The sequence below is a fragment of the Agrobacterium sp. 33MFTa1.1 genome, assembly GCF_004328495.1.
GTDB lineage: Bacteria > Pseudomonadota > Alphaproteobacteria > Rhizobiales > Rhizobiaceae > Agrobacterium > Agrobacterium pusense.
This window is the reverse complement of sequence record NZ_CP036360.1, coordinates 1-12,579: the sequence shown is the minus strand read 5'-3', so window position 1 is coordinate 12,579 and position 12,579 is coordinate 1. Positions and strand designations below refer to the sequence as shown.

Here is a 12,579-nt window from a genome sequence, read left to right as displayed (position 1 = left end):
CGCCTATTGCACTGATCGATGGCGCGACTGTTCCGTCGCCTCAGGCAGCGGAATGCCCCGATCGGCGGCCTCCGTCAAATATCCTGACCGCAAACCGTGCGCAGAAAACTCCCCGGGATCCAATCGCGCCATTTCCGCTCGATGTTTAAGGATCGCGTTGATCGACTGCGGATCGAGCGCCCGGCGCGAGGCCGTTCCCCACCTTCCGATCCCCCGAAACACGCTTCCCATGTCCATCCTGGTGGCCGTCAGCCAGGCATTCAATGCCTCGACAGGCCGGCCTGTGAGATAGACGACTTCGTCGTCCTCTCCGGTCGTCGTTTTGGTCCGCCCAAGATGAATTGCCAAAGAGGACAGGGGGGGCTGTCAGGCACCTCGATCGGTGTTTCCTCGGTCAGTTGCACCATGCGGAGGCCTGCGATCTCGCTGCGCCAGCGACAATCTGACGCAAAGGCGACCATCAAAATCGCTCGGTCCATGATGTCACGCAAGCTGTCACTTGCGCACTTGGCGAGCAGCATTTGCAGGATTTCCCCCGTGACCGCTTTTGCGCTTTCTCGACGACGCTTTCGTGGAACGGTGCGGACCGCGGGCCGGATCGCCTGTTTGAGGGCAGGGGAGGAGAAGGGTCCGGATAAGCCGCGCCATTGGGTCATGGTCGACCAACCCGCAAGCTGGCGCCGCAGAGTATCGGGGGCGGGCCGATGGATTTCAGGAAACCCTGGCGTCTGAGGTTTGCCTCAACGTCATCAGGCATGCCGTGGTCGGGGTCGCTGGCACGCTTCTCCGGATCCCACAAATGGTGGGCGACGAATTTCAGCAGCAGCGCCTCGGGTGCCGGCCAGGGGAGTGATTTTTTGGTCGCCGCCAATCCCCAGGCTTCAATATACGCCAGATCGGAGGTCAGCGCCCGCAGCGTGTTGTCGCCCATGCCCTGGTTGACCAGATGTTTTAGCGTTTCGACATCCTGGTCAGTCAGAAGTTCGGCGAGTTCGTCCCTGCGCTCGATTGGCAGCACCGATGCGATCGTGTCGAGCTCGACAGCGCGCCGCTCGCTGTTAGACAGGGAAGCTTGGTTGCGCGGTTTCGACATCAATCGATCTCGACGTCCGGCCGCCAGCGGCGAATGATTTGAATGATCTCCGGTTTGTAAGCCTCGGGGTAAACAAGATCCTCTTCGCGCGAGAAAAGTGACGACTGTCACCATGTCTTCGCAGACGTCGCGATCGACGTCGGGCAGGTATGTGAGATTAAAGTCGCCATGCACGTCTGCGTTCCACCAGGTAAGAATGAAGTTGGCGACCCTCCGGCTCTGGCCGGTATCGCCATGGGGACGTTGAGCAACTTTTCCAGCGCGAAGCGGACGCGATCTTCCATGTTTTGAAGCCTTTGCAGAGCGTGATTTGGCCCAGGTTAAGTGTGTCGGCTGTCCTAACCGAGCGGATTCTAACTCGCTGATTCAAAGAAACAAAGCGCTCTCCCAAATCGCCGGATTGACCCTATTGGGCGGACTCAGGAGCAGCACGAGCCCGTCTGTTGTGTTGGGCCAGAGCACGCCGAGGCCTTCCGATTTTCTTCGGCGAGCCATCGATCGCGCGGCTTACAGCACGCTGGCCGCGGTACCAGGTCTACATGTACCGCACCGCTGTGCAGGGCGGGGGTCGCCGCACAGTAAAGCTGCATCGGGCGGACGCCGTCACTGACTTCGAAGGTCAGCTTGGCCGATCCATCGAGCCGCAGATGCTCCGATACCTTGCGGATGATGGCGGCGAACTTGCCGGCCGGCATATGCGAGCGGTCGTCTTCGTGGATGTCCCACAGCTGTACGAAGATTTCAGACCATTCTTCGTGCTCGGCGCCACAGTCGAGTGCTGCGAACTGTCCCGCCTTCACCTCGGTCACGTGATAGCCACCTTTCACCGGGCGGCCGTCGTAGGAGAAGATCAACGGCAGATCCCGGACGCCGTCGAGGGTGTCGAGCAGGTGGCCAAGGCTGATATCCGTTTCGAGAAAGGGCTTGTCGAGTGCGTTCATTTCGGCTACTCCTGTTTCAATACTTCAAGGATTGTAGAAATATGGAAGAACGTCAAGCCCTGATGTCATTTGCGGCACTGTCGCAGGAAACAAGGCTGCATATTGTCCGCATGCTGGTGGTAGCCGGTCCGGACGGAATGGCTGCCGGTGCTATTGCCGAAAAGGCCGAGGTCTCGCCCTCCAACGTGTCTTTTCATCTGAAGGAGCTGGAACGCGCCGGGCTGATCAACCAGCAGCGGGAATCCCGTTCGATTATCTACACCGCCAATTACGATGGGCTGGGCGCGCTGGTTCGCTTCCTGATGGAAGACTGCTGCGCCGGGCACCCGGAGATATGCGCACCGGCCACCGAGGTCGCCGCCTGCTGCGCGCCAACCGCAAAGGAGAACCTACAATGACCGCTGATCGCGTTTATAACGTCCTGTTTCTCTGCACCGGCAATTCGGCCCGTTCGATCCTCGCCGAGTCCATCTTGAATGGGGAAGGCAAGGGCCGATTCCGCGCTTTCTCCGCTGGCAGCCAGCCCAAGGGCGAGGTCCATCCGCTTGCTTTGGATACGCTCCGCAGCCTCGGATACGAGGCGACGGGGTTCAGCTCAAAAAGCTGGGATGTCTTCGCGGAGCCTGGCGCGCCGCAAATGGATTTCATCTTCACGGTCTGCGACAATGCCGCTGGCGAAGCCTGTCCGGTCTGGATCGGCCACCCGATGACTGCCCACTGGGGCGTTGAAGATCCGGCAGCCGTCGAAGGTTCTCTGGTTGAGAAGGGCCAGGCCTTCTCCCAAGCCGCCCGCTACCTTAAGAACCGCATCACCGCGTTTGTGAATCTGCCCCTCGCGTCGATCGACAACCTGGCGCTGGAAACTCAGCTCCGCACGATCGGCACGATGGAAGGCAGCACCAGCCGCAAGGGCGACGTCGCGTGAGCGACTTTTTGGATCAGCAGTCGGCCAGCGGGCGCGATCAGGACCTCCAGGCAGCACTGCAGGCGGCGGGACTTCCGATCGACGATCTGGAGCAAAGCGGGCGCACCTTCTTTCGCTTTGCGGACCGGGCCCAGATTATCGGCTTCGCTGGGCTGGAGCCCTATGGAGACTATGCGCTGTTGCGCTCTGTGGTCGTGCTGCCCGACCAACGCAAACGCGGTTATGGCGAAGCCATTTCACGCCAGATGCTTGACCAGGCAGCGCGCGATGGCGCCCCCACCCTTTACCTGCTGACAGAAACGGCCACTGCATTCTTTGATTATTTTGGGCTTCGTGAAGGTCGATCGCACAAGCGCGCCGGCCGCAATCTTGCAAACAGGCCAGGCGGCAAGCCTTTTCCCGGCCTCCGCCGGCCTGTTTGCCAAGACTATCCAAGGGTAAAATCATGTCCACGTTTGAACGCTATCTGACGGTGTGGGTCATCGCCTGCATCGTCGTCGGGGTGACCCTCGGCCACCTTACGCCCGGGGCCTTCCAGACGATCGGCGCGGCCGAAGTCGCGAAGGTCAACCTGCCAGTGGCAGTGCTGATCTGGCTGATGATCATCCCAATGCTGCTCAAGATCGATTTCGCGTCCCTCGGGCAGGTCGGCCGCCACTGGCGAGGGATCGGCGTTACCCTGTTCATCAACTGGGCATTAAAACCGTTTTCGATGGCGCTGCTTGGCTGGCTGTTTATCGGCTATCTGTTCCGGCCTTACCTGCCGGCAGGCCAGATCGATTCCTATATCGCTGGCCTGATTATCCTTGCGGCCGCGCCCTGCACCGCCATGGTGTTCGTCTGGTCGAACCTGACCAAAGGCGAGCCGCATTTCACGCTGAGCCAGGTCGCGTTAAACGATGTGATCATGGTGTTGGCCTTCGCACCGATCGTCGGGCTGCTACTCGGCCTTTCGGCCATTACGGTCCCGTGGAATACTCTTATCCTGTCGGTCGTGCTCTATATCGTCCTGCCGGTAATCTCGGCGCAAATCCTGCGTCGGCTGACCGACGTAAACCGTCTCGCTGCCAGGTTGCAGCCGGTATCCCTGGTCGCTCTACTGGCGACCCTGATATTATTGTTCGGCTTTCAAGGCGAGCAGATCTTCGCGCAGCCGGGCGTGATCGCCCTGTTGGCCGTGCCGATCCTCATCCAGGTCTATTTCAACTCCGGCCTGGCCTACCTTCTCAACCGCGCGAGTGGGGAGCAGCACTGCGTTGCAGGCCCTTCCGCTCTCATTGGCGCATCCAACTTCTTTGAACTGGCGGTGGCAGCGGCCATCAGCCTGTTCGGTTTCGATTCCGGAGCAGCCCTGGCGACCGTCGTAGGCGTGCTGATCGAAGTGCCGGTCATGCTGTCAGTGGTCTGGATCGTCAACCGCAGCAAGGGCTGGTACGAGCGCGGCGCCGCCGTCCGCTCCTCCACTTCCACCATCGAAAGGGCCTGACGACCATGGACGTCACAATATATCACAACCCCGCCTGCGGAACGTCGCGCAACACCCTTGAGATGATCCGCAACGCCGGCATTGAGCCCACGGTGATCGAATACCTGAAAACCCCGCCGACGCGCGCACAGCTTGTGCAGATGATCGCTGATGCCGGCCTGACGGTGCGCGGCGCCATCCGTAAAAAGAGCACGCCCTATGCGGAGTTGAACCTCGACAATCCGGAGCTGAGCGACGATCAGCTGCTCAACGCGATGCTTAAAAACCCGATTCTAATCAACCGGCCTCTGGTCGTGACGCCGCTTGGCACGCGCTTGGCACGACCATCCGAAGTGGTGCTGGACATTCTGCCCGACACCCACAAGGGCGCCTTCACCAAAGAAGATGGTGAGCAGGTCCTCGATGCGGAGGGCAAACGCATTGTCTGATCTTCCTGCCGCATCCCTCTCGCATCTTTGTCAGCCAGATTTGGGCGCCCTGCGTCCTCCATTATCATCGCACAAGCCGCGCATTCTGATCCTCTATGGTTCCCTGCGCGCCGTATCTTATAGCCGGCTCCTGGCGAATGAGGCGGCGCGCCTGCTCGAACATTTTGGCTGCGAGGTTCGGATCTTCAATCCAGCGGGCCTGCCGCTTCCCGATGCGGCGCCGGTGAGCCATCCACAGGTGCAGGAGCTGCGTGAGCTTTCTGCCTGGTCGGAAGGCCAAGTCTGGATTAGTCCGGAACGCCACGGCGCCATGACCGGTATCATGAAGGCGCAGATCGACTGGCTCCCGCTTTCGGTTGGTTCGGTGCGGCCGACGCAGGGCAAGACCCTGGCCGTTATGCAGGTTTCCGGTGGTTCGCAGTCGTTCAATGCGGTCAACCAGCTGCGGGTCCTCGGTCGCTGGATGCGGATGATCACCATCCCGAACCAGTCGTCGGTGGCCAAGGCTTTCCAAGAGTTCGACACCGACGGCCGCATGAAGCCGTCTTCCTATTATGATCGCGTCGTCGACGTCTGCGAGGAACTGGTGAAGTTCACGATCCTGACCCGTGACGTCTCTGCCTACCTCACCGATCGCTACAGCGAGCGAAAAGAAGAAGCCGAAAAGCTGGAGCAGCGCGTGAGCCTGAAATCCATATGAGCGAGCGCGCTCCCGTCGCCGCTATTGTCGCGCTCGGTGTCACGCAGAACATCGGTTACGGCACCCTCTATTACAGCTTCAGCATCCTAGCACCCGACATGGCCGCGGATTTTGCCTGGTCGACCGAATGGATCTTCGGAGCGCTATCGGTTGCGCTCCTGATCGGCGGCCTGACGGCGCCTTGGCTCGGCGGCTTGTTCGACCGCATTGGGGCCGGACGGATCATGACCATAGGATCGGCGATCGCCGCCGTCGCCCTTGCAGCCTGCGCTTTTGCAACAAGCAAGTCGGCCTACGTCGTTGCCCTTATCGCAATCCAGGTGGCAGCCAACCTGGTGCAGTACGGCGCCGCGTTCGCGCTCCTGGTCCAGATCAGACCGCATGTGGCCTCGCGCAGTATTACCTACCTGACGCTGCTCGCCGGCTTCGCCTCCACGATGTTCTGGCCAATCACGACGGCTCTCCATGCGCACATCTCCTGGCAAAATATTTATCTGCTTTATGCCGGTCTGAACCTGTTCATATGTCTGCCGATCCACGCCTGGCTTTCGCACGGCGTTACCGCGCGCCGGTCGACGACCAAAGCTCCGCCGCAGCGGGTTGAAGGAATACTGCCACCAGAACAACGCCGCGCTGGCTTCGCACTGATGGTCACGGCGTTTTCGCTGCTGTCGCTCTCCAGCGCGGCTGTATTGGTGCATATGGTGCCGTTGCTCTCCGGTCTCGGACTCGGCACCACGGCCGCCCTGGTCGGTACGCTCTTCGGCCCATCCCAGGTTGCCAGCCGCCTCATCAACATGGTGTTCGGCAAGAACTTGCCGGCGCTTTCTCTGGCGATTGTCGCGGCCGTCCTGATTCCCGGCGGCACTCTGATCCTGTTGGCGCTCGCCCCGTCGGTACCCGGCGCCATGGTGTTTGCGGTGATTTTCGGCATGGGCAACGGCCTGCTGAGCATCGTCGCCGGCACTCTACCTCTGTACCTGTTCGGCAGTGATGGCTATGGCAAGCTGCAGGGAAAGACCATGGCGTCCAAGCTGGTGCTGTCGGCCTTGGCGCCGTTCGTGATGGCGTCCGCGATGGCGAATTTCAGCATCCCCGTCTCTCTAATAGTCGTAGCCATACTTGGCGGCGCAGCGATCGTCATGTTCGGACTGATCTTCCCGTTGCAGCGGGCCACCCGGACCGTTCTCACCTCCGGATAGCGCGAGGCGTTGGCGGCAAGGGTTTCGCCATCGTAGTCGCGCCACTTGCCGCCGTGGTCTCTCGGGTTCTCCCGAAGCGACTGACTGAATTTTCTCAAGTCACGCCTGATTGAAAGAGGAGAAACATATATGGAATCAAACAGGATCTACTTCGAAGGTAATCCCTGGCCAGAGGGACATCCAATCAAAGAGCTTTATGGTCAGCAAAAGAGATCGACGGAGAAGTGTGGTTCGACATTCATCTCGAGACGGCAAATTACAATTCAGAGCGTGATATAAAGGATAGTTCGAACTACGCCAGCGACTGGGACGCACCTTACTCTTGGGAAAACTATCAATCCTGCGTATTGTCGTCGGATGACTGGCACAATGGGCGGATTAGAATCTGCTCCAAGGATGAATATACGCCGGAGTTTCTCGACGGCCTCGAACTGCTTATTGACCCCAGCCCGGAAACGATAACAGACCGGAATGATTTCGCGTTTCAGATATACCTGCTCGGCCATGATACGGTTGCCAAGCACAAAATCAAATTCGACCGGATCGGCAATTCCAATCGTTTCAAGATCACGTGGTTTGGCAAGATCGCACGAACATACGTTGGAGACCACGATTTCAAGCACAATTTTTCGGTCATGGTGACATCGGCTGAATTTCCTCGGCTACCCGAAACACTATGATTTCAGCCAGCAAAACGAATTTTGGTGTTCTTGCTTTGCTCATCGGCAGTCTTGGATCAACTTCGGCAGAATCCGGAAGGCCCATGCCTGGCGGGGATGTCGATCGAACTCAAACGATTCGCTTGTTGGAGGCCACGCCCGCTCCGTGCGCCGAGGCCTCATTCGGTCTAATTTCAGTGGCGCTATCGCACGCGGATCTTGAGACTCTCGCCAACTCGTCTCCGCGTCAGCCGCGGAGCGAAGCTGACCGGCTCGGAAAAATTCGGGGTAAGCGCGCAGAAGAGCTGCTTGAAGCGCTCAAACCGACGGCTCGTTTAAGCGATTGTGTAGGAAGAGCCGATGGAAATGCCGGGGTCGACTGGACGTACCTGGTGCTCGAGCTGATCGAGAACGGGATAGCGGCAGTATTCACCGACAACGGAAAACCAGTTCGCACCGTACAAATTCGCTATTTGGGAATGCGTTGCGGTGACCATTGCGGCCGCGGTGACATATTCGTATCCACCCCCGATGCCCCGCGCCCATTTCTGATATTGAACTGGTGGGCTTCATGAGCCTGTTATCAATCCTCATGCTGACCTGCGTTGAACGGCTCGTTCTTTCGACGCGCTACCCCCCTCGGGAGCGACATTGACGATTCTGTCGGGTGAAGGTGCAGTTCATTGGCGCAGCAAGCGCGGCGAGCGCAGGTCGTACCGGATGAGCATGGCGCAGGGGAACACTCGGCCCGAGAAGCGGGATATCTCGTTCAAGTTAGGTGCGAATGAAAGCCTGTCGCCAGCGATACCTGCACGGTCGCTGGAAGCGAGGAAACTGTCGGTAAATCGTAAGCGCTGTGTCGCCCGCACTTTGTCCATCATGCTCTGTCTTCTCGAAGGCTTGCACCAGAGGAGACGGCAGGTTCGCGCCAATGGGAAGATTTTGGTTTACGCAAAACTTCCCGATCTCCGACGTCGCAACAGGGGGCCAAACAAGCGTCTGGCACGGTCGGCCTAGATCGAGGCTCTTGCCGCCCAGCGCCTAGAAAACGAGAACAGCTACGGGTCACCAAGCAGCGCCCGGCCGCCTGCCGACGTGACATTGCCAGGCTGAGTCCCCGCAGGGATAGGCGACGAGGGTCGGGGCTGGGAGCAGATTTCGGTCATGTTGAAACCAATGACGGCACGACATCCGAGCACGCCTTGTATCGACGAACTGAAATTCATGGGTGTCCGCGATCGCCCCACCGTGGTTAGCATCGATGCATTCTAGTCCGCGACAGAACTTGGCACTATGTGCTGGTCCCCCAACTACGATCCTACGCGTCAATTCTCACCTGCGATTCTGGCTCAGTACAGCCACCAGTGTCTCCTCGACCGAGGGTATTCGCACAGTAACCTGCGCTCCGCCTAGAATTCACGGTCCGTTTGGCTTCAGCTTGCCTGGAGGAACAATTTTTGTTCCCCCCGCACTTATGTTGCCTCAACATTACCCAGTGGCTTTGACGTTGTGGCCCCCGGCACGCAGCAGAGCCATTAGGACCGGACCAAGTGAAAATTCGCCTCGCTTAGCCTTGCTTGTCAAATCTCTGAGATATCCGCCCGGTGAATTAATGTGACCACCGCGCTCCAAAATGCAGGCAATCGTCACCGCCGCGTTCTCTGGGCCCATTGCCTCGCAGGCTTCCTGATATGCAGACGGGCTGACCCCAAGCATGGATCTGACGACCACTGCGGCTGTCATGAGTTCACGCCAGTTCCGAATTTGACCATCGGGCCCATAGTTTGAAATTTCGGGGCAGGCCCGCAGCACAAGTCCGATTGGGAAAGCCTTGATCGGCACATGCTGGGGCTGCCCGTCCTCACTCGGCTTCGCTCCCTGCTCGTTTCGAGAGCTAGGTTCAAGTTCATTAGGAGGGTTGGTATTTGAATTCTGTATGTGACGCTCAATATGAACATCATTGGCGTTCATTTTCGACGAAAAATCTTCAGAATTCAGGAGTTTGACGATATCCTCACGTAGACGGCTCATCCTGAGACCGAGGTCCTTGAGTTCAGCCAAGGTGGGATTGCGCGGAATTTCTCCCACGATCGCGATATAGCGCTCCTCTATTCCGTCCCAATCGCCTGCTGCCCCTTCTTCAACAGCTGCAGCGATCAGCTTGCGGATATCCCGCCGGCAGATCGTCAGATTTTCCTTTGCCTGTCTAAAGGCGATCCGATCGGCAGCAACCTGCTGTGCGAGGCACGCAAGCTCCTCAGCTCTCATAAGAAGAGGTGATATGTCGAATCCGTACGCGTGCTCGATCGAGCCATCGTCGCCTTTTCTCGCGTAGCGTTTCCCGTTGGCGCTATCCTTGCGGATAATCAAGCCGGCATCAACGAGGGCCGCAAGATGCCGGCGCAAGGTCGCGCCTGCAATGCCATGGGCACGAATTGACAGCTGAATGTTCGAGGGAAAGACGACGAGCTGCGCGTCTTGGCGCAGTTCGTTCTCCGGATAGAAGCTCAAAAGCGCATCGAGAACCGCGAGGCTGCGATCCTGCAGACCAAGCACCTCTCGAGCTTCAGATGCGTCGCGAAAAACCTTCCACTTGTTTGCCGATTTACCTTCCTCGATCCTGCTCGTGGCAATTTGCCGCCTCACAAGCGCAAGGGTAACCTGTCGCCGCCCAAAGGGCGTCGTTACTTGTCCACCTTCCATGTCCTCGCCTCTCAAAAGGCAAAAGAAAAACCCTCACCAAAACGGTGCCAAAGACTCTTGACTAGGATTCATGGAAATGCGATTCTCAAGCTCTCACACAACGAGAAGGGCTTCCATGACGGCAACGTTTCGGGGGCCTTTTTCTTTTGCGCGCTTTCCTTCCTGAATTCGCGTCGAAATCCGCTTGCGGCTTCGATCAGTTCTTAGACTTCTCACGACTGAAGCGCTCAGCCAGCGTCGGCAATTCCGATTCAATAAAGCTCAGGAATTCCTTCGCTGACGCTGTGTGCGCTGAAATACGAACCTCGTTCGCGGTGCGAACAAGCCTGCCCAGTTGCTCGCCTGCGGGTCCAGCAATGGACTTTCCAGTGTCCTTCTGGGGGGCCTCAGGTTTGAGAGCATTGAATGCTGCAAGAAACTTCTGGTCCGATCCCAGGCGCTTTTCGGCGCTGCCGGATAAAACATTCCTCAATGCATCGTGGAGATCCGGCCTTTCGGAATAGTTCTTTGCAAAGTCGGCCCACCTCGGGCGACCGACCTTGCCCGCCCGCCCGATTGCTTCGATGATTTCGGTCGGGACGACACGGTAGACGGACCGCATGCGAGCGAGTTCGGGGTCATCGATAGACAGCGCAGCCTTGATATCCCGAGGCTTTACACCAGCATCATCCATGCGGCGGGCGAAGAGGGCGCGCTCGATCCAGGTCAGATCCTGGCGATCAGCATTTTCAATACCCTGTGCGATAGCAAGTTCGATGTCGGAAATCTCGACCTCGATCGCCTTGACCGGAATTCCAAGGTCTCTGGCTGCCTGGAGCCGGCGGTGGCCGTAGATCACCTGATAGCGGTCGGGAGACGAAGGTGATTTGCGGACCTGTATGGGAACCTTCTGGCCTTCGGACCGTATCGAGTTCCGGAACGCCTCGAAATCGGCCGCATCATCGTCAGGAAGACGATCAGGAAAGGGCGAGGGGTCGATACTTAAGGGATCGAGTTCGCGGATCGTGCCTCCGCCGGCTTCGACCAGCGCCTTCAGGCGGTCGCGTTCAGATTTGATGTCGTCGATCGCCCGATGCGCCGCACCGATCACGCCTGCGCCCACTCGCGCAGTTGGCACGGGCTGGGGAGCGGGGGTCGGGTTCTCAGTCGAGAGCCGGTTTTCCAACTCGGCAGAAAGCAAACCGAAGTTTGCCACAATCGATTTGCGCGACTTGCTCGTCATGTACGCCCCCAACTTGTGTTGATGAGTTTCACGATCGCTTCGTTCACGGCGTCAACCGCCTCGCGAGCACGTTTATGCGTGTCACGACCGATTTGGCCCATTTCGAGTTCATAGATGGAGCGCTTCGCAAGCCCCGCTGCCTCCACAGCCGTGCTCTCGATCAAGGTCGGCAGGAGGACATCCGTGCCAAACAGATGACGCATCATCGCAACTACCTGCGACTGCGGCGCGTCGTTCGGATCGTGGCGGGTAACCAGATAGCGAATGAAATCCTGATCGAGTTGTGCGCCGCTTTCGTTCAGCACGCTGATCAGGTCTCCCATCATCAACAGGAACTGGCTCATCGAAGCCACGTCAAGCATTGCCGGATGGACGGTGATGATCATGCTGGTGGCGGCGTAGATCGCGCTGAGGGTGAGGAACCCAAGGGAAGGAGGGGTATCGAGAATCACGACGTCGTAGTCCTGATCCACCTCGGCCAATGCCAGTTTCAAGCGCTCGAAGAAAATTGCCCCTGAGCCGGATTTCTGCGCCAGAACCCTGGGCGTCTCGTGCTCATATTCCATGACCTCGAGGTTGCCCGGTATCAGGTCGATGCCGTCGAAATATGTTTTGCGAATGATGTCGCGGATCGGACGACGCTCTGCATTGTCATAGCGCAACGCCGCATAGATGGTCTCATTGGCGCCGACGTCAAATTCAGGCTGGGCGCCGAAGAGAGCGGAAAGTGACGCCTGCGGATCGAGGTCCAGTGCGAGGACACGATAGCCCTGCAAGGCGAGATAGTGCGCAAGGTGGACGCAGGTCGTGGTCTTGGCGCTGCCACCCTTGAAGTTGGCGATTGCCACCACCTGAAGGTGTTCACCCTCGCGGCGCCGGGGCAAGAATCTCAATGCATCGGCAGGCTTCTGGCTTGCGAAAAGCTCCCGCAATTCGTTGATCTGGGCCAGGGTGTAGACGCGATGATTGTTTTCCAGCCGTCCGGGAACAGGACCGCGCCCCTCACTCGAAAGAAGTTTCAGGGTAGAATCAGGAATGGACGTCAGTTTGGATACTTCGTTGGTCAGGAAGGGGCGCAGGCTTTTTTCTGACTTAGGCGGATACATGCGTGTTCGCAGTTCCTGCAATTGCTGCGACAAAAGGCTTGCGTGACGTGCTATCTTTCCGCCCGCATCTTCCTTCTGCACAATCGCCGCTTCGATCTTATTCGCTATCGCCAT

14 protein-coding genes and 2 pseudogenes are annotated in these 12,579 nt (G+C 58.5%); 9 read left to right on the top strand and 7 right to left on the bottom strand.

The genetic code is table 11. The annotated features are described in order from the left end of the window. Positions 1-3: 3 nt before the first annotated feature. The 3 genes and pseudogenes from EYD00_RS23365 to EYD00_RS23355 all read right to left on the bottom strand — a co-directional run bounded on the left by EYD00_RS23365 (position 4) and on the right by EYD00_RS23355 (position 2,034). A pseudogene (locus tag EYD00_RS23365) lies at positions 4-1,093 on the bottom strand (site-specific integrase). Positions 1,094-1,231: 138 nt separating this feature from the next. Then, positions 1,232-1,291 (bottom strand): annotated as a pseudogene (locus EYD00_RS26455) (DUF7673 family protein); the annotation flags it as partial. Positions 1,292-1,512: 221 nt separating this feature from the next. Continuing rightward, positions 1,513-2,034 (bottom strand): DUF6428 family protein, encoded by a 522-nt coding sequence (locus EYD00_RS23355; RefSeq protein ID WP_034499255.1) that lies wholly within the window; start codon positions 2,032-2,034, stop codon positions 1,513-1,515. Between the two features lie 41 nt (positions 2,035-2,075). Between EYD00_RS23355 and EYD00_RS23350 the strand changes: the two genes are divergently transcribed. The 9 genes from EYD00_RS23350 to EYD00_RS23310 all read left to right on the top strand — a co-directional run bounded on the left by EYD00_RS23350 (position 2,076) and on the right by EYD00_RS23310 (position 8,009). Further along, entirely contained in the window at positions 2,076-2,432 is a 357-nt protein-coding gene (locus tag EYD00_RS23350; protein WP_022557058.1) for an ArsR/SmtB family transcription factor, read from the top strand. After that, positions 2,429-2,959, top strand: coding sequence for an arsenate reductase ArsC (locus EYD00_RS23345; protein WP_034499253.1), 531 nt, complete (start codon positions 2,429-2,431; stop codon positions 2,957-2,959). Before EYD00_RS23350 ends, EYD00_RS23345 begins: the two co-directional genes overlap by 4 nt. Continuing rightward, positions 2,956-3,429 (top strand): GNAT family N-acetyltransferase, encoded by a 474-nt coding sequence (locus EYD00_RS23340; RefSeq protein ID WP_286084905.1) that lies wholly within the window; start codon positions 2,956-2,958, stop codon positions 3,427-3,429. The genes EYD00_RS23345 and EYD00_RS23340 overlap by 4 nt, the downstream gene beginning before the upstream one ends. Then, positions 3,405-4,445: an ACR3 family arsenite efflux transporter gene (gene arsB, locus EYD00_RS23335; protein ID WP_022557055.1), complete on the top strand. Its 1,041-nt coding sequence runs from the start codon at positions 3,405-3,407 to the stop codon at positions 4,443-4,445. The genes EYD00_RS23340 and arsB overlap by 25 nt, the downstream gene beginning before the upstream one ends. Positions 4,446-4,450: 5 nt before the next feature. Continuing rightward, positions 4,451-4,873 carry an arsenate reductase (glutaredoxin) gene (gene arsC / locus EYD00_RS23330; protein WP_022557054.1) on the top strand — a complete coding sequence of 141 codons (423 nt, stop codon included), beginning with the start codon at positions 4,451-4,453 and terminating at the stop codon, positions 4,871-4,873. Continuing rightward, a complete protein-coding gene (arsH, locus tag EYD00_RS23325; protein ID WP_034499250.1) occupies positions 4,848-5,573 on the top strand; it encodes an arsenical resistance protein ArsH in 726 nt (241 codons plus the stop codon). The genes arsC and arsH overlap by 26 nt, the downstream gene beginning before the upstream one ends. Beyond that, positions 5,570-6,775: an arsenite efflux MFS transporter ArsK gene (arsK, locus tag EYD00_RS23320; protein ID WP_034499249.1), complete on the top strand. Its 1,206-nt coding sequence runs from the start codon at positions 5,570-5,572 to the stop codon at positions 6,773-6,775. Before arsH ends, arsK begins: the two co-directional genes overlap by 4 nt. 224 nt (positions 6,776-6,999) lie before the next feature. Then, positions 7,000-7,455 carry a hypothetical protein gene (locus EYD00_RS23315; RefSeq protein WP_107341555.1) on the top strand — a complete coding sequence of 152 codons (456 nt, stop codon included), beginning with the start codon at positions 7,000-7,002 and terminating at the stop codon, positions 7,453-7,455. Then, positions 7,452-8,009, top strand: a complete 558-nt coding sequence (locus EYD00_RS23310) for a hypothetical protein (protein WP_131258940.1) — start codon at positions 7,452-7,454, stop codon at positions 8,007-8,009. The genes EYD00_RS23315 and EYD00_RS23310 overlap by 4 nt, the downstream gene beginning before the upstream one ends. A gap of 105 nt (positions 8,010-8,114) precedes the next feature. Here the strand turns inward: EYD00_RS23310 and EYD00_RS23305 are convergent, their stop codons facing one another. The 4 genes from EYD00_RS23305 to repA all read right to left on the bottom strand — a co-directional run bounded on the left by EYD00_RS23305 (position 8,115) and on the right by repA (position 12,579). Next, positions 8,115-8,315, bottom strand: coding sequence for a hypothetical protein (locus EYD00_RS23305; RefSeq protein ID WP_034499244.1), 201 nt, complete (start codon positions 8,313-8,315; stop codon positions 8,115-8,117). 607 nt (positions 8,316-8,922) lie between these two features. Beyond that, positions 8,923-10,137, bottom strand: a complete 1,215-nt coding sequence (repC, locus tag EYD00_RS23300; protein WP_034499242.1) for a plasmid replication protein RepC — start codon at positions 10,135-10,137, stop codon at positions 8,923-8,925. Positions 10,138-10,333: 196 nt separating this feature from the next. Beyond that, complete coding sequence (gene repB, locus EYD00_RS23295) at positions 10,334-11,359, bottom strand: plasmid partitioning protein RepB (protein ID WP_034499240.1); 1,026 nt, start codon at positions 11,357-11,359, stop codon at positions 10,334-10,336. Further along, positions 11,356-12,579, bottom strand: a complete 1,224-nt coding sequence (gene repA / locus EYD00_RS23290) for a plasmid partitioning protein RepA (RefSeq protein WP_051674229.1) — start codon at positions 12,577-12,579, stop codon at positions 11,356-11,358. The genes repB and repA overlap by 4 nt, the downstream gene beginning before the upstream one ends.

Coding starts and splice junctions, on each gene's coding strand:
- EYD00_RS23355 (WP_034499255.1), bottom strand. CDS start 2,034: ATGAACGCACTCGACAAGCCCTTTCTCGAAACGGATATCAGCCTTGGC.
- EYD00_RS23350 (WP_022557058.1), top strand. CDS start 2,076: ATGGAAGAACGTCAAGCCCTGATGTCATTTGCGGCACTGTCGCAGGAA.
- EYD00_RS23345 (WP_034499253.1), top strand. CDS start 2,429: ATGACCGCTGATCGCGTTTATAACGTCCTGTTTCTCTGCACCGGCAAT.
- arsB (WP_022557055.1), top strand. CDS start 3,405: ATGTCCACGTTTGAACGCTATCTGACGGTGTGGGTCATCGCCTGCATC.
- arsC (WP_022557054.1), top strand. CDS start 4,451: ATGGACGTCACAATATATCACAACCCCGCCTGCGGAACGTCGCGCAAC.
- arsH (WP_034499250.1), top strand. CDS start 4,848: ATGCGGAGGGCAAACGCATTGTCTGATCTTCCTGCCGCATCCCTCTCG.
- arsK (WP_034499249.1), top strand. CDS start 5,570: ATGAGCGAGCGCGCTCCCGTCGCCGCTATTGTCGCGCTCGGTGTCACG.
- EYD00_RS23310 (WP_131258940.1), top strand. CDS start 7,452: ATGATTTCAGCCAGCAAAACGAATTTTGGTGTTCTTGCTTTGCTCATC.
- EYD00_RS23305 (WP_034499244.1), bottom strand. CDS start 8,315: ATGATGGACAAAGTGCGGGCGACACAGCGCTTACGATTTACCGACAGT.
- repC (WP_034499242.1), bottom strand. CDS start 10,137: ATGGAAGGTGGACAAGTAACGACGCCCTTTGGGCGGCGACAGGTTACC.
- repB (WP_034499240.1), bottom strand. CDS start 11,359: ATGACGAGCAAGTCGCGCAAATCGATTGTGGCAAACTTCGGTTTGCTT.
- repA (WP_051674229.1), bottom strand. CDS start 12,579: ATGGCGATAGCGAATAAGATCGAAGCGGCGATTGTGCAGAAGGAAGAT.